Raw genomic sequence first — 22456 nt, forward strand, 5'->3', positions numbered from 1 at the left:
GCTATTACACCATCAATGTGTCTGTCAGATCCCGGCCTCTTGCTGCCCTCCCCGAAAGGAAGGGCGAATCAATTTCCTTACTTAATTATGCTATCTGTCTCTTGCAATCTCTCAAAGAACTTGTGTAAAAACCTGTTGTCTTTACCCTGTGGCAACCACTGCTGCCGTTTCTTATTTTTCTAAGCCCACTCGTTTGCGGGGTGCAAAGTTCGGAAGTTTTCATCAAACCACCAAAACTTTTTTCAATCTTTTTTTTCTCTCCCCCCTCCGGAACTTCCTTCCGAAGCGGGCTGCAAAGGTAGGAAACATTTCCCTATCCGCAGCAATCTTTTTTCAACTTTTTTTTCGGCCTTTCTCTGCCGTCCGCCTCTCGTTCAGAACCGGGATGCAAAGGTAGGAAGAGTTTCGGAAACCGCAAACTTTATTTCAAGTTTTTTTTCGGCCGCTTCCCGGTGGAAAACCGCTCTCAAAGCAGCCAGGCCGCCTTTTCAAGCACTTACCCTTTCAGTCTCAAGCCCCGTCCCTGCCGAACCGGGATGCAAAGGTAACAACAGTTTTTTGAGTTGCAACACCCTGCTTGAAAGTTTTCCTCACCTGATGCCTAAGTGACAGAAAATGAGCCGCAAAATTTTAAACGCCTCCTGCCTCCGTCCGAGGCCGCCCCCCCATTGGGAACGGGCGCAGAGTCATAACCATTTCCAAGTGGTGAAAAGTTCACCGCCTGAACACTTTTTTTAAACAATGCTTCTAACTCCTTCCTAAAGCAAAAAGCCCGGCACTGTGGGCCGGGCTTTCTGATTTATATGTATAGCTATTAGGCTACATTCATTGCATCTCTCTTTAAAGTGCTTTTTCTGTCTGGTCCTACCGACACTATAGTAATAGGTACCTGCAGATGCTCTTCTACAAATACGAGGTAGTTTTTAAAGGCTTCCGGAAGCTCTTCTACAGAATCTATTTGGTTCAGATCAACTTTCCAGCCTGGCAGCTCTGTATAAATTGGCTTTACACTTCCTTCCTCCAGTGAATGAGGAACCTTATCTGTTATCTCTCCAGAAGGCAGCTTGTAATGTGTACATATATGTATAGTATCGAACTCTGTCAATACATCAGCTTTCATCATGTTGAGCTGCGTTACGCCATTCAGCATGATAGAGTATTTCAGGCTTGGCAGGTCAACCCAACCGCAACGGCGCGGACGACCTGTTGTTGATCCGAACTCTCTACCGGCTTGTCTTATCTCCTCCCCTACTTCATCAAGAAGTTCTGTTGGGAATGGTCCGCTGCCCACACGCGTACAGTATGCTTTAAAAATACCGTATACTTCGCCTATATGTCTTGGAGCTACACCTAAACCCGTGCAAGCACCGGCCACAAGTGTTGTAGATGAAGTAACAAAAGGATAAGTACCAAAGTCTATATCTAACAATGATCCTTGCGCCCCCTCGGCAAGTATACGCTTTCCGTTCTTCAAAGCCTCGTTGATCATGTATTCGCTGTCAACCAGGTTTAATGACTTCAGGTAATTTACAGCATCAAAGAATGCCTGCTCCTGCTCACCCAGTTCCAGCTGCTGACCATAAAACTCAACTGTCTTTCTATGGCGCTCTACTAATTTGTTATATCTCTCCTGGAAATCATCTGCCAGAATATCTCCAACACGTAAACCTACACGACCTATTTTATCCTGATAAGTTGGGCCAATGCCTTTTAATGTAGAACCGATCTTACCGCTTCCCAGTGCTTCTTCTGAAACTCTGTCGAGTATTCTGTGAGATGGCAGGATGAGTGATGCTTTTTTAGAGATGAATAAGTTCTTGGCTGCGTCAACGCCTCTATCTGTTAGCTTCTGCATTTCGGTGCGAAACACGATAGGGTCTAACACTACGCCATTGCCGATGATGTTTTTGATATGTGGATGAAAGATGCCTGAGGGAATTTGGTGTAGTACGTGCTTGGTACCTTCAAACTCTAATGTATGACCTGCGTTTGGTCCGCCCTGGAAACGGGCAACAATGTCATAGGTCGGTGCCAGTACGTCGACGATTTTTCCTTTTCCTTCGTCGCCCCACTGCAGACCTATTAATATATCAACTGCCATTATGGTTTTAGTATATTGATTCCTTTAAGAATTGAGCCGCAAAGTTATCGTTTTCTGCGATAGTAAAAATCGCGTTTAGCTTTGTAACGATAAGCAGCTTACGGATATGATTAGACGGCTTGATGAGCACAAGTTCGCCGCCGCGGTTTCTAAATTTGGTTAAAAGAGATACTAGCACTCCCATACCGCTACTATCCATGAAGCGAACATTAGACAAATCTACGGCACAAAGCAGCACTTTTCCATCCTGCTCCTTATCAACATTCTCTATCATTTGCTGAGTGTCGGTACCTGCTACCAGGTCACCTTCCAGCCTTATAAATAAAATGTCATCCTTCAGCTCTGCCTGATACTTCATGTTGCTTCTCTTCTGTAGCTTTTTTGGCGCGGCAATCGCCGCAAATACCGTATAGATTTAGGGAATGATGCAAGATATGAAAATTTAACAGTTCACCCACCATCGTCTGGATCTGGTGCACGCGCGGATCACAAAACTCTACCACCTTGTGGCACTCGGTGCAGATAACGTGGTCGTGCTGACGGTAACCATATGACTTTTCGTACTGCGCCAGGTTACGGCCAAACTGGTGCTTGCTTACCAGGTCGTTCTCTACCAAGAGGTCTAATGTATTATAAACTGTAGCGCGGCTAACCTGGTAGTTTTTGTTTTTCATACTTATATAGAGAGACTCCACGTCAAAGTGGCCGTCACGGGAGTAGATCTCCTCGAGTATAGCATAACGCTCTGGTGTTTTACGCAGGCCTTTGCTCTCTAAGTATGCGGTAAAGATTTTCTTTACCTCTTCAAATTTGATATGATCTAATGCCATTTCTGTTCTTACTATTATAAGGTGTACAGCTTTTAGTCAAAACGTTCTACTGTAAGCACACCGTTCACTTTACCCATGCGCTGAATAAGTTTCTCTAGGTGGCTGGTGTCATTTACAAACACCATAATATTCCCTTCGAAAATGCCATCATGAGAATCTATGGTAATGGAGCGCATGTTCACTCTTAAACTTGTTGAGATAATCTTTGTCAGGTCGTTTACCAAGCCAACCCGGTCTGTACCTTTAATGCGGATACCTGCCAAAAATGCCAGCTCCTTCTGATCTGTCCATTTTGCTTTGATGATGCGGTTACCGTAGTTCGACATCAGCTCAATGCCACGCTGGCAGTTGGTGCGGTGTATCTCTATACCATCATCCTCGGTCTGGAAGCCAAACACATCATCGCCCGGAATAGGGTTACAGCATGTTGCTACTTTATACTCTATATTAGAAGTGGTCTCCCCGATCACCAACATATCAGAGTTCACGCCCCTGATCTTCTGTACTTCCTTATCAAAGGACTTCAGATCAAGCATAGAAGAGCCTTTCTCGGCCGTGGCTGTAAAGATAACCTCTTTAATATTTTTGATATCAATATGGCCAGTGGCTATTCTATAGTGCAGGTCCTGCAGTGATGGCACATTAAAGAAAGCCATGAGCTTATTCATATTAGCTTGCGTATCCTGCACATGCAGCTGCTCAAGGCGGCGGTCCAACATGGCTTTGCCTTGCTCAGCACGGTTTTTCCGTTCTTCGCGCAGCGACTCCTTTATTCTGGAGCGGGCCTTGGATGTAACTACATACTGCAGCCACTCTTCGTTTGGCTTCTGCTTTTGCGATGTCAGAATCTCTACCTGGTCTCCGTTCTTTAATTTATAGCTTAGCGGCACCAGTTTCTGATTCACTTTAGCCCCCAAGCACTGCAAACCAATCTGGCTATGGATCTCAAAAGCAAAATCAAGGGCAGTGGCTTTATCCGGAAGTATGATCAGCTCACCTTTAGGCGTAAACACAAACACCTCCTCCACAAAAAGGTTTTTACGGAACTCGTCCATAAATTCCAGGGCGTTGGCCGTGTTGTTCTCCAGCATGTCGCGCACCTTGTTAATCCATACTTCAAGTCCGGACTCACCACCCTGCGAACTGTCGGTTTTATACTTCCAGTGGGCCGCGTAACCGCGCTCCGCAATCTCGTCCATTCGCTTGGTACGTATCTGCACCTCTACCCACTGCCCGGATTTACTCATAACAGTAGTATGGAGCGATTCGTAGCCATTGGCTTTAGGCGTGTTCACCCAGTCGCGCAAGCGGTCAGGGTTTGGCTGATAGAAGTCTGTTATAATAGAGTATACCTGCCAGCATGCTGCTTTCTCATTCTCCAGCGGCACGTCAAGTGTAATCCGTATAGCAAACAGATCGTAAATCTCATCAAAGGTGATGTTCTGTTTCTTTATCTTTTTAAGGATAGAGTAAATAGACTTTGGTCTGCCTTTGATATTGAACTTAAAGCCATACTTGCGCAGCTCCTCCTCTATCGGTGATATAAAGTCTTTGATAAACTTATTACGAGCACTGCGTGTCTGGCGAATTTTGTTGGAGATGTCCTTATACGTATCAGTATCGGTATACTTCAGGTATAAGTCTTCCAACTCTGACTTTATAGCGTACAAGCCCAGGCGGTGTGCCAGCGGCGCGTACAGGTACATAGTTTCAGAGGCAATCTTCAGCTGCTTGTGGCGTGGCATACTGTCCAGCGTACGCATGTTATGCAAGCGGTCAGCCAGTTTAATAAGTATAACCCGAACATCGTCGCTGAGGGTAAGCAGCATTTTACGGAAGTTCTCTGCCTGTTGCGACGAGCCATAATCGAATACGCCTGAGATTTTGGTAAGGCCTTCGATAATACGCGCCACACTTGGACCGAACTCACGCTCCACATCCGCAATCTCCATGTCGGTGTCTTCCACCACATCGTGTAGAAGCGCGGCAACGATAGAAGTAGTACCCAAGCCAATTTCCTCAACGGCAATCTGAGCTACGGCAAGCGGGTGGTATATATAAGGTTCTCCGGACTTGCGACGCATGTCTTTGTGCGCCTCCACAGAAGTATTAAAAGCTTTCTTAATTATCTTGGCATCGTTGTCCTTTAAAAAGGGCTTCGCATACCTCAACAGCTTTCTGTAATACCTTAAGATCTCTTTGCGTTCTGCTTCCGGATCAATTGTTGTAACCATATGCAATTCTAGAATAAGCACTTAGCTTTTAATGCAGCCAATAGCTTACTATAAGTATAAGTGGGTAGTGGCTTTATAAGTTTCAAATATATTTCAAATATAATTGATTCTGTGCTGCAATCAATAACCTCCTGTGTTAAAGGTAGTACGATAGCGACTACATATCTCCATTAAAAAATATTTGAAAAAATTTTGGAGCGGGTATTGCAGTTTAAAATTCCTTGTTTACCTTTGCATCACAATAACAAACAAGCACACTTCAAGCGGATGTGGCGAAATTGGTAGACGCACTAGACTTAGGATCTAGCGCTGCGAGGCATGGGGGTTCGAGTCCCTCCATCCGCACAAAACATAAACCCTCAACAGCCATGTTGGGGGTTTGTTTTTAGTAGATATTTCAAAAACAAAAATTATAAAGCCTTGAATATTACATTAAACCAAACCGACAGCACCAACGCGCAACTGAAGGTGGTACTGGAAGAGGCCGATTACGCTCCAAAGGTAGATCAGCAGGTTAAAGAGTACAGCAAAAAAGCACAGATAAAGGGTTTTAGACCTGGTAAAGTGCCTGCCGGTCTTGTAAAGAAAATGTATGGCAAGAGCATCCTGGTAGAGCAGATCAACCAGCTTTTGCAGCAGGAAATCTCTAAGTACATCAAAGAAAACGATGTAAAACTTTTAGGTGAGCCGCTTCCTGAGCCTAACCAGGCTGAGATTGACTGGGACAACCAGAAAGATTTCGAGTTTACGTATGCAGTTGGTTTACTTCCTGATTTTAACCTTCCGTTGGATAAAAGCGTAGAGGGTTACGCTATCGAGGTTGACCAGAAAACAATTGACGAGGCTTACGAAAACCTGAAGCGCCAGTTTGGCAAAACAGTAAATCCTGAGACATCTGAAGAAGGTGACTTTATTTCTGGTGAGCTGAAGCAGGTAGACGGCGAGTTCCAGTCTAAAACACTTATCCCTACTACCCGTGTAGTTGAAGGCAAAGAGCAGTTTGTAGGCGTTAAGGCAGGTGATGTTATCAAGTTCGATATCCGTAAGGCTTTCGGTGATGACAACGCTGCACTGGCACACGTTACTGGCTTAAGCAAAGAGGTAGTAGCTGACCTGAATGGTGAGTTTGAGTTTACTGTAGACAAGATTAACCGTACTGAGTCTGCTGAGCTTAACCAAGAACTTTTCGATAAGCTTTTCGGTAAAGACGAAGTAAAAACAGAAGAAGAGTTTGACGCTAAGATCCGCGAGACCATCAAGGAGAACTATGAGCGTGAGGCTGACAACCTGTTGTATCGCAACATCATCGATACACTAGTTGATAACGTTAATGTAGAGCTTCCAACTGAGTTCTTTAAGCGTTGGATCCAGGTTACGAACGAAGGCAAATTGACTGCCGAGCAGATCGATGAGAACTTCGATAAGTATGTTCGTGAGCTGAAGTGGTCTATGATCAAGAACAAGGTTGTAGAGGAGAACGAGCTGAAAGTAAGCAACGAAGAAGTTGTAAACAGTACAAAGGAGAAAATGCTTGCACAGTTTAACATGCCAGAGGTTCCTGAAGAACTAATGGAGAGCATGAACAACTATGCAAACCAGTATCTGCAGCAGGACAATGGCCGTAACTACATTAACGAGTACGAGCAATTACTAGCCGAGAAGGTGCTAGCTAAACTTAAAGAACAATTAACTGTTGTTGAAAAGACAGTTACTGCTGAGGACTTCAGAAACATGTCGTTTGAATAAGAACGACTTATAAACTATATTTAAAAAAAGGTCCTTTTTTAAGGACCTTTTTTTATTTTTGAGTAAACCGTAAACCTAAACAATATGATGTTTAACAAAGACGAGTTCCGCAAATTTGCTGTTAAAGGCCAGGGCATGAGCGGCCTGGGCGTAGATCAATATATCAATCACGTAGAAGGCAGGGCTATGCATACCATCGAAAGTATGACCCGTTCTGTAATTGAGGAAAGGCCAACTAACTTCCGTGAGATTGACGTATTCTCACGCCTGATCATGGACCGCATTATTTTCCTGGGCACACAAGTAGACGACTTCATTGCCAATATTATCACGGCTCAGCTGCTGTTCCTGGAGTCGGCAGATGCGAAGAAAGATATCCTGCTGTACATTAACAGCCCAGGTGGCTCGGTGTATGCAGGCCTTGGTATCTATGACACTATGCAGTATGTGAGCCCAGATGTGGCTACTATCTGTACTGGTCTAGCTGCCTCTATGGGTGCTGTGCTACTAGCTGGCGGTGCGCCAAACAAACGCTCTGCCCTACCACATGCCCGCGTAATGATTCACCAGCCAATGGGTGGTGCACAAGGCCAGGCATCCGATATCGAGATCACAGCCCGTGAGATCCTGAAACTGAAGAAGGAGCTATATGAGATTCTGGCACAGCACTCAGGTAAAACCTACCAAGAAGTTTATGATAACTCTGACCGTGACTACTGGATGCGTGCAGAAGAAGCCAAGGAATACGGCTTGATTGACGAGGTATTAACTCGCAAAAAAGCGTAAATCTAAAGTCTTACAACATTATCAAAACCCGCCTCAGAAAACCTGTGGCGGGTTTTTGTTTAACTATATAGCCCACTTTTAAGTATAATTTAGGTGCAGAAGCCGTGTCTAATGCTAAAATTTTTAAAAAATTATCAACAGGCATGTGTGGATATCGATTTCACACATATATCTGATATACAATAACTTATAGTCAATTTTAAGAATATAAATTTTAGTATTTAAACCATTTTTTTGTGACAATAGTAATATTTGCATTATGATATTTATGCAAGTATAAATTTCCAATTTTGTACCTTTGTTTAGCTCCGAGACCCGGGGCTGGACTTTTTTGGATCAATCGTTTCGTATGGCTGAAATAACTTGCTCTTTTTGCGGGAAAAATAAGAAGGATGTATCGGTGATGATTTCCGGTATAAACGCGCACATCTGTGACCGTTGTATTGGACAGGCTCAACAGATTTTAAATGAGGAGAATAAGATACGTGCAAACAGCCGTACTCCGAAGTTCAACCTGATGAAGCCGAAAGAGATGAAGACTTACCTTGACCAGTTTGTGGTTGGGCAAGACGAAGCGAAAAAGGTAATGTCGGTGGCAGTTTACAACCACTACAAGCGCCTGATGCAGCCAACGGAGAACGACGATGTGGTGATTGAAAAGTCTAACATCATTATGGTGGGTGAAACCGGTACTGGTAAAACTTACCTGGCGCGTATGATGGCTGGTATACTCCAGGTGCCTTTTTGTATTGCCGATGCCACTGTATTGACAGAAGCTGGTTATGTAGGCGAAGACGTAGAAAGTATACTTACGAGATTGCTACAGGCAGCTGACTATAACGTAGAGGCAGCAGAGCGTGGCATTGTTTACATCGACGAGATTGACAAGATTGCCCGTAAGAGCGATAACCCATCTATTACCCGCGACGTGAGTGGCGAGGGTGTGCAGCAGGCATTGCTTAAACTGTTAGAGGGTACTGTAGTAAACGTTCCGCCGCAAGGTGGCCGCAAGCACCCGGAGCAGAAAATGATCACGGTAAACACAGAGAACATCCTGTTTATTTGTGGTGGCGCCTTTGTGGGTATTGACAGATTGATCAAGAACCGCTTGAATACCCGTCCTATCGGATTCTCTAAGTCTAAATTGGATGATACAGAAGAGAACGAAAACTTCCTGAAGTATATCACAGCACAGGATCTGAAAAACTTTGGTCTGATACCAGAACTTATCGGCCGACTACCAGTAACTACACACTTAAACCCATTAGATAAGGAAACACTTCGACTCATATTACTGGAGCCTAAGAACTCTATCGTGAAGCAGTACAAGCGCCTGTTCGAGATGGAAAACATCAACCTTAGCTTCGACGAAAGCGCGTTGGATTATATCGTAGAGAAAGCATCGGAGTATAAACTTGGTGCCCGTGGCCTGCGCTCTATCTGCGAAGGTATCATGACAGACGCCATGTTTGAGCTGCCGTCTGAAGAAGGCACTAAGGAATTGGTAATTACCGGAGAATATGCCCGTGAGAAATTTGAAAAATCAACGCTAAAGCAGCTTAAGGTAGCTTAGTTTTGACATAAAGTATAAAAAGCAGAAGCCCCGGCTAATAATTTAGCCGGGGCTTCTGCTTTTTATACTTTTAAAGAATCTTTAACCAATTATGGCGTCAGTGAAGTCAGTTGTACTGGTGCAAAGTATAAAGTATAAAGTCTATACTCTAACCATTTCCTCCTTCAGATACCCTACCATTAACTCAGCGGCACGCTCGGCAGTACGGAAGTTACCTATCTTCTTACGCACAACGTCATATCCATCCAGTTGCTTTTTCAGGAAGTACTTATCAAAAAGAATCTGCTTCAGCTCTGCCACAATCTTCTTCGGTGTAAAGTCATCCTGAATTAGCTCAGTAACCACTGATTTATCCGCAATCAGGTTTACGAGTGAAATGTAAGGCACCTTAATCACCATTTTACCAATAAAGTATGAAATAGCGCTGGTTTTATAGCATACCACCTGCGGCACGTTAAATAGGGCAGTCTCTAAAGTAGCTGTACCAGATGTTACCAAGGCTGCTTTTGAGTGCGCCAGCAGGTCGTAGGTCTGGTCGTAAACGATCTTGATGTTTGGGTCTTTATTGTACTGCTCGTAATATTCTTTAGAGAAGTTTGAGACGCCTGCTACAATAAACTGGTAATCACGGAAGGAAGGTAGCACACTTAGCATCACGTCCAGCATGTTCTCTATCTCCTGTTTGCGGCTACCCGGAAGTATGGCAATGATCGGTTTGTTGTGGTATATCCTGTTCTTTGCCCTGAAATCAGAGACAGTTACGTGGTCTGTAACTGAATCACTCACTGGGTTGCCTACATAATCTACCTTGTAATCGAAGCGGCCGTAGAACTCCTCCTCAAAAGGCATAATCACGAACATGCGATCCACCACCTTTTTAATCTTATGCACGCGTCCCTGGTTCCAGGCCCAGATCTTTGGAGAAATGTAGTAGAATACCTTTAGGTTCTGCTTCTTGGCAAATTTGGCGATGCGCATATTAAACCCAGCATAGTCTACCAGTATCACTACATCGGGTTGCCAAGCTCTAATATCAGCTTTACACTCTTTCAGGAAACCCAGAATTTTGCGCAGGCTCTTGAAAACTTCGGCAAAACCCATAAAAGCCATCTCCTGGTAGTGGCGTACCAGATCCATTCCAGCTGCCTGCATCATGTCGCCGCCCCAACCGCGTATCTCCGCGTTGGGATCCTGCAGGCGCAGCTGCTTTATTAAGTTTGAGGCATGTAAGTCACCGGATCGCTCCCCAGCTATAATGTAATATTTCATGCAGTCCGTTCTGAGCTACCTGTATGGGTAATAATAAAAATTGGGATTGTAAACTGAGGGACTATTCCTCACCGAAATACTCTACGTAGTTTCTTGGCGTTTCGTATAGTTTCAGGCTGTGTAATTTTGCTCTGCCTCCGGTAATTTCAGAGATACGTGGCTCCAGGATTTTCCAGAACTCGATGGTCAGGTTTTCGGTGCTGGCCATTTTGCCCTCCATAAAAGGCACATCCATGTTCAGGTTTTTGTGGTCTACCTTTTTGATGATATGCTCACGGATAAGGGTACTCAGCTGTTTCAGGTCAATTACAAAACCCGTATCCGGGTCTGGCTTGCCTTTAACAGTAGTGATAAGTTCAAAGTTATGGCCATGCCAGTTAACGTTGGCACAAGGGCCGAACACTTCTTTATTCTTCGCCAGCGACCAATTCGGGTTATACAGCTTGTGGGCTGCATTAAAGTGCTCTAACCTGCTTACGTAAATCATTTAACCTCTAAAATTGTAATTCTTTTTGAACAGCAAATATACAAAGAAAGGAACACCAAAGAATGAAGTTATGATTCCAATTGGCAGACCTGCAGGCGGATAAATTACACGCGACAGCAAATCGCAAAGCAGCATAAAGAAACCACCCACAAAAGCACAGAAAAGTAAGTTACCACGACCTGTTGCTCCCATCACGGCACGGGTAACATGCGGGATGATCAACCCTACAAACCCAACAGGACCTGAGGTAGCCACCGCAAAACCTGTAACCACCGACACCACACCCATGATCACCCAACGCGTACGAGCTACTTTTACCCCTAGTGCCTGTGCCCGTTCCGAGCCGAGCAAAAGTACGTTTAGTTGTTTCTGATAAAAAAGGAAAAACAGCAAGGCCAGCACTATGGTAACAGCCGGGTACGCCACCAACTGCCATGTTGCCCGCTCAAAACTCCCCATCGACCAGAAGATCACTGATTTTAGTTTACCTTCGGAGTCTGATAGAAAAGTGAGCATGCCTACCATAGCTGTACAGAGAGAACTTAGGGCAATACCGGCTAAAAGCATTTGGCTTGGAATGAGCTGCCGCTTACGGTAGCCAAGTATAACCACCACCAGCGTAACCAAAAAGGCTCCGGCAAAAGCAAACACCGAGGGCAAGTATAAACCAGCCATACTTATCGGCACAAAGCCAAAGAAAACGATAACCGCACCCAACGATGCGCCTGAAGCCGTGCCTAGCAAGTATGGGTCTGCAAGGCCGTTGTTTACCATGGCCTGCATCAAGTAACCGCAAAAGGCCAATGAAGCTCCTACAACAAGAGCCAATATCAGGCGCGGCAAACGCAGATGTAGTATGGCAAAATGTGTGGTGTTGTCAGGGTTATAGTTAAAGAAGGCATCCCAGATAGTGGTGGCATTGGCCTCGAAAGACCCCACCTGCAGTCCCAGGCCCAACACGACTACAATTAGCAGCAGCGCTACTACAAAGTACAAGCCGCGCCCCATCATGGATACAAAAAGCCCTCCAGCTCCCTTAGCGACTCTACCACCCGCGGCCCCGGCCTGGATTGCAGGTTATCGGTTGGGTCGTAGATGCGGTTATTCTGGTAAGCCTTTACTTTACGAAGCTCCGGGTACAGGTTAAAAAACTCTTTTTCCAGCTTCTCTTTAGAGCCGCCCAGCAACACATCAGGGTTAAGTTTAAGGATATATTCACGGGTAAGCGCCGGGTAAGGCTGCTCAAATACTTCTTTTACAGCATTCTCCGCACCTAAGATTTTGAGTTTATCTGAGAAGATGGTATTCTGTCCGTACACGTATATCGGGTCTTTCCAAGTTATGGCCAGCACCTGCTGCGGCTGTGCTACATTTTTATACTTCCGGGCTATGCTTGCCACCTCTTTCCGCAACGAGTCTGCCAGTTGTGTAGCCTGCTGTTCCCGACCCATTATTTTGCCGATGTCCTCCATACCAGTAAAAACATCCTCTACGGTTCTGTACTTCTGGTAGTATACCGGCACACCCAGTTCTTTCAGCCTTTCTGCCACATCTAGCGGGGTAATGCCTTCCACAGTAAAGATCAGGTCCGGCTTTAGTAGCAATATCTGTTCATAGTCTACCGGGTAGTTGTTTACTACGGGTTTGGTATAAACAGCTGCCGGATAGTCGTCGTTTGGTGTTCTGGCAATAATGGTGCTGGTATCAAGTATAGCATACAGCATCTCCGTCATGGAGGAGGCCAGGGAGAACACTCGTTTCGGCTGCCCATTTAGCTCCAGCTTTCTACCCAGATCATCTTCAAGTATGATCTTTTCTGTTGCTGTACCTTTGGGGCTGTCGCCACCACAACCGTTTAGTACAGAAAGTGCAAGGGCAGCAAAACAAAGTATGGTATACTTTAGAAGGGAAAGCTTTGTGTATTGCGCCAAAGTATAGAGGTGTGTTGCCAAGGTTGCGTGGTTTATTTTCGTAAATTTAGCGCAAATTTCGATACAGGCTTAATTATAAACCTATGATAGTAGTAACCGGCGCGGCGGGCTTTATTGCCAGCTGCCTTGTAAGCAGGCTAAACCAAGCCAACTTTAACGACATAGTGGTAGTAGACAACTTTTCAGTCGTTAAAAAAGAAAGCAACTTAAAAGGCAAAAACATAAAAGAATACGTAGACCGCGACGGCTTTTTTGAGTGGCTGGATGAGAATTACGAAGAGGTAGAGTTTATTTTCCATCTGGGTGCCCGCACCGACACCACCGAGTTTAACAAAGATGTGTTCGACCTGCTGAACCTGAACTACTCCAAGAAAGTATGGAATGCCTGCTGCGAGTACCAGATTCCGTTGGTATATGCCTCTTCGGCGGCAACGTATGGTTCCGGCACTTTAGGCTATGATGATGACGAAGCTACTATTCCGCTACTGAAACCGCTGAATCCTTACGGCGAGTCTAAAAACGACTTCGATATCTGGGCACTGCAGCAAACAGCGAAGCCATTCTTCTGGGCTGGCCTCAAGTTCTTTAATGTGTATGGCCCTAACGAGTACCACAAAGGCAAAATGGCTTCGGTTATTTTCCATGCCTATAACCAGATTAAGGAAAAAGGTAGCATGAAGTTGTTCCGTTCGCACCACCCTGATTTTGCCGACGGTGAGCAGATGCGTGATTTTGTGTATGTGAAGGATGTGGTGGAAGTATGTATGTTCCTGATGCGCCACCGCAAAAACTCCGGTATCTATAACTTGGGCTCCGGCAAGGCGCGTACGTTTATGGCGCTGGCACTTAATACCTTTGAAGCCATGGGTGTAACACCAGAAATTGATTTCATGGACACTCCGGAGAACCTGCGCGACAATTATCAATACTTTACGGAGGCTAACATGAGCAACTTACGTTCTATTGGTTACGACAGACCCTTTTATACTTTGGAAGAGGGTGTTAAGGATTATGTGCAGAATTACCTGATTCCGGGGAAGTACTATTAATCTTGATTTATGAATGCTGAATTATGAATGAGTTTGTAGTTCAGCATTCTTTTTACCTACATATCATAAATCCAATAATCAACTCCAAGAGTATGAAATTCCTTTCTGCTGTATTCCTCGCCCTCTTTATTGGTTTTGCTGCCAATGCTCAAGTCCAGAATCCAACTTATGATAAAGCATTGGCCGACTCGCTGGGTGCAGATGATTACGGCATGAAATCGTACGTGCTTGCTATACTTAAGACTGGCAGCAATACCACTACCGACAAGGAAAAGCTAAACGCGTATTTCCGTGGACATATGGAGAATATCGGCAGGCTGGCAAAAGAGGGAAAACTTGTAGTGGCTGGCCCACTTGGCAAGAACGACAAAAACTACCGTGGCATTTTTATACTAGATGTAAAGACTGTAGAAGAAGCTCAAAAGTTAGTAGAAACAGATCCGGCGGTTAAGGCTAAGATTTTTGATGTGGAGCTTTACCCGTGGTATGGCTCTGCTGCGTTGCCAATGTATTTGCCAGCAAGCGAGAAAATAGCTAAAATCAAACCATGACCGGTGATTAAGGGGATTTCAATGATTATAATTGATTCCCTTTATGCTTAAAAAATGTTGATTCAGAAGATAAGATTTTTAAGATTTATACTTTGGGTTGATGAGTCTTCTAAACTCGAGACTTTTCGAGCCAAAGTTTAAGAGTAGGCCAATTTCAAGGTTGTAAGCTTCAAGGTAATTTACTGCTTGTGCCAGGTGTACATCCTCCAATTTAGCAATAGCTTTAATTTCTACTGGTATAACTCCTTCTACTAGAAAATCAACTCTTCTGCCTCCAACCTTTTCTCCCTTGTAAAAGATGGGCATTTCATACTCCCGTTGCACATGCAGTCCCTGTAGTAGCATTTCTTTCTCCAAGGCACGCTGGTAGATCACCTCCTGAAAGCCATTCTTCAAGATGCGGTGAGCCTCCATTGAGGATCCAATAACCTTAGAGGTAATATCAGCATACTTATGGCTTCTGACCTTTTGATCTATCACCTGTAAATCTGCTGCCTGAGAAATTTTATACATGTTTTACCACAAGTCAAATGTTGTATAAAACAACTCAACCCCAAAGTATCAACTATAATTCAACTCCATCGCAATCAATCAATCAATCAATCAATCAATCAATCAATCAATCAATCAATCAATACAGAAGAAATCTATCTAAATCTTTAAAACCCTCTTAATCACCGGTCTAGAAGAGTACCGACACCTGCGTTCTGCCGGTATGTACCGCCCCTATTCCATTGGCTTTACGTCCGTCGTAGTTAAGGGAAATATTCAGGCCGTTACTCAGGCGCTGCTGCACATTAAATGACCAGGTAAGGTTATTACCGGGGCGAAGCGCATTCAGGATTTCATAACCTATGTAAGAGTTCACTTCACTATCATACTTTATATTCACGAAGCGGAAGTTGCCTGTAACTGTGCGTTTGCCAACCTGGCTTAGCTTTGCCTCCAGTCCCAACTCATTAAAAGTTGCCTCCTGTTCATCATCCGTAGGAGCAAACTCATTCTCTCGTAAAGCAAACTGGTAGTTGCCAGTAAACCTTAGGCGTGTGTTCGGCTGGTACGAGAGCTCTGGTGTTAACTCCTGTGATAGAATTCGGAAATTCTTCGACTCCAAAAAGTTGGATTGACTTTCGCGTACAGCCTGCACTGCCCTTAGCTGCGTACTCAGCACCTCATTCAGGTTTAACCTACCTACCAGTTGGTGGCTACCAACATTGCGCGTTTCGGTACCATTGGCTAGCAAAGACTTCTGCTGATTTTGCTGTACCGTATACTCTACCCCATACTGCGGATTGCTCCTATTATAGTACAAAGTATTTCGTAACGACTTCGCCATCGAGATCAGAAATTCATCTTCAAAATCCTGACTAAAAGGGTTAAAGCGGGTACTCAGGTCGCTATCGGTTGTTTTCTTGTCTATACTTACAAAGCTGAGCATCGAAAACTTTGATGCAAATCCTTTTATTCCTTTTTGGCTGCGCCAGCTACGTGGAGTACTAGTATTTAAGCGATACGTAAAGCGATTAATGTAGGCATTTACATACTCATCTGTCGGCAGGAATATTTTAATGTAACGCTGCTGATCTATGGTTTGCGCCTCCAGGTAATCGTTGAGGTCATTAGGGTTGCCGCCCTCGCGCAGGTAGTGCGTGCCCTGCCCTGGCAATGTTTCCCTGAATATAAATATCCGCTTCAGTTCCCGGCCTGTACCCACTGAATAGCTCAACTCCGACCTGAAAGTACCATCCAGAAATCCAGCATTCCAATCTACACGCGACTGCACCGTCTCTTCATCTTTGTTAGCCTCTAAGTCCAACTTACGGTATGTAGCCTGCACAGCCAAATCACTTTCAGGGCCAAGAATAGTCTGAAGTATGGCGTTGTACGTTTGCCCAATTTCTGGTAAGCCGAGCTCCCCTGTTCCGGTTGGTCGCAGATCCTTGCGATGGCTATAGTCTAGCCTGAAACGTGTGCGTGCTGTATCAGCTGTCTCTAAGTACACCACATGCTCATCAAAATACATGGCAGATCCTGTTACAGAGTCTGTGCCAAGCGCCGTTAATTTATTCTTATCAAAACGGTAAATATAACCCGGAGCAACTTTGCCAAAGTTATACTTTAGGCCCACATCTCCACGGTACCACTCTGACTCCCGCTCCTGTTGCTCGCTGTTTAGGATAAAGAAGTTGTTTCGAAGCTCCAGGCGCCCCAGCTTTTTCCAGGCATCGAGGTAATGCTGCACCCCGTCCAGCTGGTCGTCGCGGTGGCGGCGGCTGATGCGGTAGTTAAAGAAATTTACCAGATCCTGCGTTACACCAACCGAGAAATTCAGAATGTGATCTTCAGTTTTAGCAGGGTTCAGAGGCAGGCTCCAGTCACGGTCAAATTCTATAGGGCGGTAACGGTCAATGGGGTTAAAGTGCTGATCCGTATACTCATAGTTCAAGGTACTGTTCAGTTTATACTTGCCTAACCATTCAAACTCCTTTTCCTGAACCGTATAGCCTGCACGCACAGCTTTGCCCTTGTCATCTCTGGAGTCAATATCGGAAAAGCGGTTGAGGTCATTCTCTGACACGGCCCCCTCGGCAAACACATTTATACCTTTCTGGATTTCGTAGTTTCCGCCAAAGGTCATGAGCTGCTTTTTACGAGGCGTGGGCAGTACCCGCACCGGTGCATAGTTACCCCGCGACATCCCATTTACAGGCGCAACCCAACGATATACTCTTCCATTCACAGCATCTGTAGCTACTACATAATCTCCTTGGTTTGCCCCTACTTCGGTAAAGCGCACATTGTAGAAAGCCTCTTCGGGATTGGTGCTGTACACGTAGATGGTAGCCATACTTTGGCCGTTGTTAAAGGTCGTATCGCGTTTAGCATAGAGTACCTGACTTGGATCAAAAGCCACACTGTCTGCACCGGGAGTTACAGCCTGCTCAAGGTTATCGCCTATACTTGCCAGCAGCCTCTTCTGTTCATCCTGCAGGTCTAGGTTTATTAGGTTATTTGGGTTATCGGATTCGTTGTAGTAGTTACCATATACTTTCAGCTTGCCCAGGTTCTGGTAATGGTTCAACGTATAAATTCCACGGCTGTAGTTCTGATCCGAGTATTCAAAATCTACCCTAATGCGGGTATTACGGGTAATAACGTGACGGGTGGTAAAGGTGATCTCAGCCTGGTTATAATCTATTACATAATCATAGTCATAGCCACGCACCAGCAACCGACCATCCAAAAACACGCGCTCAGAGTTTGCCAGCACAATAATAAAACGCTCATTGTTTGGCCCCCGCAATCGGTAAGGCCCCAATACCCCTTCGATGGCATCTATCTGCTGCGAGGCAAACTTACCCTTCGACACCGAGGCTGCCACTGCTGTTACCCCCTGCCGCTCCGGCGTTTTTCCGAAAATAGTTTCGAACGCACCACCCTGAACATTTTTATAGTACTGCAAAAAGTAGGATGGCTTGTTTTGCAGCACCACATCACCAGCAGTTAACTGCCATTGTTTATGGTTAAGGGTGATGTATACTTTGTCAAACTCCTGTAACTGCTGTGTGTTGCCCTCCGGCTGAAAAGGAATATTTTGGTCTGTGATGGCAGCGGTTATACTTATATCATCAGTAAGTTTACCGTCTAACTGCAGGTTAAGTGCAGAATTCACAAACACGTTCTGGGTGTTACCAAACGAGATGCCGCGCGAGATACTACCGGTTTTGTTCAGCCCCGGCGTCCTGAAGATCTCCTCTTTTGTGCTGATATCCTCCTGGTAAACATCTCTCTGGAAAGGGTTCAAATCCAGTTTGGTAATGTCGCGTTTGAAGGCTGGCTTTGTCAGGTTTAGCGGCATTACCCTAAAACACACAAGTACAGAATCAGGCGCCGGAACCATAGTACCGAACCTATCAATTAGAACAGAATCCGGTGCTGGATAACTTGTAAATCGGAACTCCTGGGTATTGTAATTGTAGTCGAATGCAAATTGCTCTTTCAGCGGGTGCACCAGCGAAACGGTGGCAGGATCAATAGTAAGCGAATCAAGTATAAAAGCCTCCTGCGTTACCGGCAGCCACTTGCAGCGCTGGTTGCTAAAGGAGGTTTGGGCTACCAGCGGAAAGCTAAGCCAGAACAGCAGCAACAGCAAGTACAGTCCTCTTACCCTCATACTTCGGCCAGTGGTAAAGAAATGTAAAACGTTGTGCCACTCCCCTCTTCCGTCTCAAACCAAATCTGGCCACCAGCGTTCTCTATTCCTTTTTTAGCCACAGCCAGGCCAATACCAGATCCTGTATACTTGGTACTAAAATTCGGTATAAACACCTTCCCTTTAATCTCCTCCGGAATTCCACTTCCATTGTCTTTGATAGAGATTAATACCTTTTGGTCTGCCTCTTTTGCTAAAACTATTTTGATGTGAGGCTTACGAGTAGCTGGCACAGCCTGAATAGCATTTAACAGTAGGTTGTTGAACGTACGTACCATCAGGTTTTCATCGGCTACTACAATCGCCGCCTCATCATTGATGTTAGTTTCCACTATGGCTGAGGCAGGATCGTTGTGCAGGTCTGCCGACTTACGCAGTGCAGCAGCCACATCAATGCGTTCCTGCTTCGGTTCCGGCATGGTGGTAAAACTGGAGAAGGAAGTGGCTATATCGCTCAGGATGTTTATCTGTGTGATCAGCGTATGTGATATTTTCTCTATCAGTTGCTCTGTGTTCGGTTTCTTCTCCGAGATAGCTTTCTGTAGGTACTGCAGCGAAAGCTTCATAGGCGTAAGCGGGTTTTTAATCTCATGCGCCACCTGCCTTGCCATTTCACGCCATGCTGCCTCCTTCTCCTGCATCGCCAGCTCCTCTTTGTTTTGCTCCAGCGTAAGTAGCATGCGGTTGTACTCGTTCACCAGCATCCCGATTTCATCTGCCCCCTTGTAAGCAAGCATTTCGTTTTTACCTGTAAGCGAAGTACGTTTTAGCTTATCGGCCAGCATGCGCAGCGGAACAGTCAGCGCCCTGGATGCGAAGAAGGTAAGCACCATAAACATGATAAACATCACGGTAAAGATGTTCATGGTCGTAGTCATCAGCTCGATCAGCTTCAGGTCGAGTTCTTTTTCAGAATCAAAAAATGGAATTCCTACAAAGCCAGATAGCATAGCAGGATCGTTATTAACCCGAAGCGGAAGGTAAACTGCATTAAATGTAAGGCTACCCGTCTGCTCATTAACTAGTACTCGCAGCGCCTGCCGCTCCGATATAGCTGCATAGGCATGCGGATTAACTAATTTAGACAACAATCCTGTTTCAAATATCAGCGGTTGGCTTGTCGTTATCAGTTGGCCATTGCGGTCATAGAGATTAATGTCGGTTTCTGATATAGAGGCAATTTCTGAAATACGCTGCTGCAGTTCGCTCCTGCTGTCCATGATGCCTGTACCTATCAGTTCGTTCAGGTTCTCCTGTATCGCTTTACCACGTTGCTCATAGGTTGTCATCAAGTCTTTTTTGTAAGATGCCGTAACCAAACTGGCAATAGCTATACTTACCAGCAACAAAGGCAGCAGAATACCGAAGTTAAGAAATACCTGTATCTTAGTACTGAAATTGGGTCTAAACTCACGCACATACCTGCGTCTGAATAATAATCCTAAGAGGACAAGAAATACACACCCAGCGACAAATATCAGGAAGAGGAACGAAAAATTTGACAGAATTTCACTGGCACTATACTTCTCGTTAGTTACTACAAGCACCTTATCCTTGCCAGCCGGAACACCAAAATGATGATAGTCTCCCTGGTTATGTCCATCATGATAAAACTCAGAATGGCTAATATGCACCGCATCAAAGTGGGTGGCATAATCATACTCTCCTTCGCTATAGCTTAGCTTATTGTTTTCATAAATGGCATAGCTAAGCATATCTATCCTGAAAGGCTGGTCATACTTCTGGCCGCTTAACAGTTCTGGTACCAGACTGTGTGGTAACAAGCGCTTCAGGTTTAACTGGAGTACAATAGTACCTTTCAGGTTTTCGCTCAGGGGTACGGTAATCACTTTATAATATGTGCGGGCATTATACCTGCTTGGGTCTTTCACCAGAAACAAATTGGCTCGCTCAGTCTGTGTCTCTGGTGTATTATACTTCTGAAGCAGTTCCTGCAACGTAGCTGCAGTTGTATCGGCAGTCTCTAAGGTCTGTCCTTCGCTATCAAACAAAAGCACATCCGTCTCATACTTATCAAAGTACTCCTGCAAATATTGTTTTGATATTTTCCTTTTGATAAAGCCGGCATCAATATATGGGCCCTTCAGCTTAGACTGAATAAGCACATCTTTTGATATTTTACCGGATACTTCTTCAAGTAGATATTCTCCAAGTACATCGTTATCCTGCAGCAAATTAGAAGCAAACTGCTGTTTGTAAATCTTTACTTCATCTTGGTAATGATCAAACAATGCAAATGCTCCTATCACAGCACTCACTACCAGAATCAGAAAAAAGAACAGGTAAGTTCTGTAAGGTAAACTGATCGCTTTAGAGTTCTGCGCAGCAACGGTAACAATAAGCCAGAAAAAGGTGCCTACAAGTATAGCCGCGTAAAAATGGAGCTTGAATGCAGCTGTAAGTGTCAGCAGTAGGATTGTAAGTAAGACCAGTACTTTATAAGGCCATAAATAGCTTACTCTTTGCAGCAGCACCGACACAATTGTACTAAGAATATATGTAAATAACGCAATCGCAATAGTATGGATAACCATCACGCCATAGATAATCAATTTATACTTTGAAAACTCCAGCGACTGTGTTACATCCAGCACCAATGGGGAGTTATAGTATAGGCCATGATAAAATTGGTAAAGTACAGCTAGTAAAAGGTAGAAAATGATAATACAGCCAAAAAGATACTGGTACACTTTATTCGCAGGCACAGTTTTGAGCTGAGACAAAATATTGTTCTGCCTAAATAAGTATACTCCTGCTCCTGCCACTACCATTAGCAGCAACATATTCAACGCCAAATCTCCTATCGACGGAGACCAGAAAGAGGCGGCGTACAGTTTAGGATCAAAAAGCTCAACTTCTGTAACAGAGAAAGGAAGATCTAGCAGCAGCAGGGTTAACCTGAACAACAGCAGTAGCACCAGAAAAGTAATTACTCCTTTGTTATGTTGCCCTCGCCTTATCATATTACGTGCAAGCGTACTAGCAAATATTATGAATAGTACTGCCCCTACTAGCAGCAAAGACAGCTCCAGAATATCACGATCTGTCTGCTTCTGCTCTTTTCCGAAATCTAATGCGAATAAAAACTTTTTATCTGCAGTGTAAACGGCTGGCAATTTCTGATTTCGGTCTAGCTCTACTTTAGCATCCATCTTATGTAGAAGAGCTCTTTTGCCGCCGTTATTTGCATTGAAGTCAATGCTTGTTGTTACAGGCACACATACGTTAACATCATATTCATTTGCCTGAAAGGGCACAACTATAAATACACCGTGTTTACTACGTACTGTTGTAATACGTTTTATTGTTTGGGTAATATCCAGATCAGGTACCATAGTATGGTCTGACCAAAACACCAAATTATTATTCTTGTAAACGAAGGTTGGATAGTGTGACTTATTTAAAAGCCGTGAAAAGGAAAGGCTGTCAGACTCGAGGTAATTACCTATCTGGATACCTTCTTGCTTCGCCTCATCTATACATTTCTGCGTACGCAAAGCCACTTCTGACAATTGATCAGTAGCACTGACAACTCTACCAAAAGATGGAGTATTAAAATGAAGCGCCGCCATTGCAGCAAAGCAAAGCAGCGTTAGAATTAGCAGGATTAAGGGCGTTACCTTCTGGTTCACAATATTGTGTTTATCTACGAATTTAAGTAAAAC

Annotated in this window: 16 protein-coding genes and 1 tRNA gene; 6 read left to right on the forward strand and 11 right to left on the reverse strand. The window is 44.6% G+C overall.

Annotated features, from left to right (window positions below):
- Positions 1 to 814: 814 nt before the first annotated feature.
- From H8S84_RS10925 to H8S84_RS10940, 4 genes are read right to left on the reverse strand one after another with little or no spacing between them, the layout of a single operon-like run.
- Positions 815 to 2101, reverse strand: a complete 1287-nt coding sequence (locus H8S84_RS10925; protein ID WP_187067388.1) for an adenylosuccinate synthase — start codon at positions 2099 to 2101, stop codon at positions 815 to 817.
- Positions 2102 to 2108: 7 nt separating this feature from the next.
- Positions 2109 to 2459 (reverse strand): STAS domain-containing protein, encoded by a 351-nt coding sequence (locus H8S84_RS10930; protein WP_187067389.1) that lies wholly within the window; start codon positions 2457 to 2459, stop codon positions 2109 to 2111.
- Entirely contained in the window at positions 2431 to 2931 is a 501-nt protein-coding gene (locus H8S84_RS10935; RefSeq protein ID WP_187067390.1) for a Fur family transcriptional regulator, read from the reverse strand. Before H8S84_RS10935 ends, H8S84_RS10930 begins: the two co-directional genes overlap by 29 nt.
- A gap of 32 nt (positions 2932 to 2963) precedes the next feature.
- On the reverse strand, positions 2964 to 5165 hold the full coding sequence (locus H8S84_RS10940) for a RelA/SpoT family protein (RefSeq protein ID WP_187067391.1): 2202 nt from the start codon (positions 5163 to 5165) through the stop codon (positions 2964 to 2966).
- 263 nt (positions 5166 to 5428) lie between these two features.
- Here H8S84_RS10940 and H8S84_RS10945 point away from each other — a divergent pair.
- The 4 genes from H8S84_RS10945 (at position 5429) to clpX (ending at position 9270) form a co-directional block, all read left to right on the forward strand.
- Positions 5429 to 5510, forward strand: a tRNA-Leu gene (locus H8S84_RS10945).
- A gap of 75 nt (positions 5511 to 5585) precedes the next feature.
- The gene (gene tig, locus H8S84_RS10950) at positions 5586 to 6911 is read left to right on the forward strand and encodes a trigger factor (RefSeq protein ID WP_187067392.1); all 1326 of its coding nucleotides are present in this window, start codon (positions 5586 to 5588) and stop codon (positions 6909 to 6911) included.
- 87 nt (positions 6912 to 6998) lie between these two features.
- On the forward strand, positions 6999 to 7697 hold the full coding sequence (locus H8S84_RS10955; RefSeq protein WP_262890235.1) for a ClpP family protease: 699 nt from the start codon (positions 6999 to 7001) through the stop codon (positions 7695 to 7697).
- A gap of 349 nt (positions 7698 to 8046) precedes the next feature.
- Positions 8047 to 9270: an ATP-dependent Clp protease ATP-binding subunit ClpX gene (clpX, locus tag H8S84_RS10960; RefSeq protein WP_187067393.1), complete on the forward strand. Its 1224-nt coding sequence runs from the start codon at positions 8047 to 8049 to the stop codon at positions 9268 to 9270.
- Positions 9271 to 9411: 141 nt separating this feature from the next.
- Here clpX and lpxB read toward each other — a convergent pair whose 3' ends face one another.
- The 4 genes from lpxB to H8S84_RS10980 form a co-directional block, all read right to left on the reverse strand.
- Positions 9412 to 10539 carry a lipid-A-disaccharide synthase gene (gene lpxB / locus H8S84_RS10965; protein WP_187067394.1) on the reverse strand — a complete coding sequence of 376 codons (1128 nt, stop codon included), beginning with the start codon at positions 10537 to 10539 and terminating at the stop codon, positions 9412 to 9414.
- 61 nt (positions 10540 to 10600) lie between these two features.
- The gene (locus H8S84_RS10970; RefSeq protein ID WP_187067395.1) at positions 10601 to 11026 is read right to left on the reverse strand and encodes a 6-pyruvoyl trahydropterin synthase family protein; all 426 of its coding nucleotides are present in this window, start codon (positions 11024 to 11026) and stop codon (positions 10601 to 10603) included.
- Positions 11027 to 12037: a FecCD family ABC transporter permease gene (locus H8S84_RS10975; RefSeq protein WP_230407146.1), complete on the reverse strand. Its 1011-nt coding sequence runs from the start codon at positions 12035 to 12037 to the stop codon at positions 11027 to 11029. It abuts the gene before it with no gap.
- A complete protein-coding gene (locus H8S84_RS10980) occupies positions 12034 to 12978 on the reverse strand; it encodes an ABC transporter substrate-binding protein (RefSeq protein ID WP_222621646.1) in 945 nt (314 codons plus the stop codon). Before H8S84_RS10980 ends, H8S84_RS10975 begins: the two co-directional genes overlap by 4 nt.
- Before the next feature lie 62 nt (positions 12979 to 13040).
- Between H8S84_RS10980 and rfaD the strand changes: the two genes are divergently transcribed.
- Entirely contained in the window at positions 13041 to 14006 is a 966-nt protein-coding gene (gene rfaD, locus H8S84_RS10985; protein ID WP_187067396.1) for an ADP-glyceromanno-heptose 6-epimerase, read from the forward strand.
- A 92-nt stretch (positions 14007 to 14098) separates the two neighbouring features.
- The gene (locus H8S84_RS10990; protein WP_187067397.1) at positions 14099 to 14557 is read left to right on the forward strand and encodes a YciI family protein; all 459 of its coding nucleotides are present in this window, start codon (positions 14099 to 14101) and stop codon (positions 14555 to 14557) included.
- Positions 14558 to 14635: 78 nt separating this feature from the next.
- Here H8S84_RS10990 and H8S84_RS10995 read toward each other — a convergent pair whose 3' ends face one another.
- The 3 genes from H8S84_RS10995 to H8S84_RS11005 form a co-directional block, all read right to left on the reverse strand.
- Positions 14636 to 15070: a GxxExxY protein gene (locus tag H8S84_RS10995; protein WP_187067398.1), complete on the reverse strand. Its 435-nt coding sequence runs from the start codon at positions 15068 to 15070 to the stop codon at positions 14636 to 14638.
- Positions 15071 to 15239: 169 nt separating this feature from the next.
- The gene (locus H8S84_RS11000; protein WP_187067399.1) at positions 15240 to 18731 is read right to left on the reverse strand and encodes a hypothetical protein; all 3492 of its coding nucleotides are present in this window, start codon (positions 18729 to 18731) and stop codon (positions 15240 to 15242) included.
- Positions 18728 to 22423: an ATP-binding protein gene (locus H8S84_RS11005; protein WP_317175439.1), complete on the reverse strand. Its 3696-nt coding sequence runs from the start codon at positions 22421 to 22423 to the stop codon at positions 18728 to 18730. The genes H8S84_RS11000 and H8S84_RS11005 overlap by 4 nt, the downstream gene beginning before the upstream one ends.
- Positions 22424 to 22456: the final 33 nt, after the last annotated feature.

Origin of the sequence: Pontibacter cellulosilyticus, assembly GCF_014306105.1 — a bacterium.
Taxonomy (GTDB): domain Bacteria; phylum Bacteroidota; class Bacteroidia; order Cytophagales; family Hymenobacteraceae; genus Pontibacter; species Pontibacter cellulosilyticus.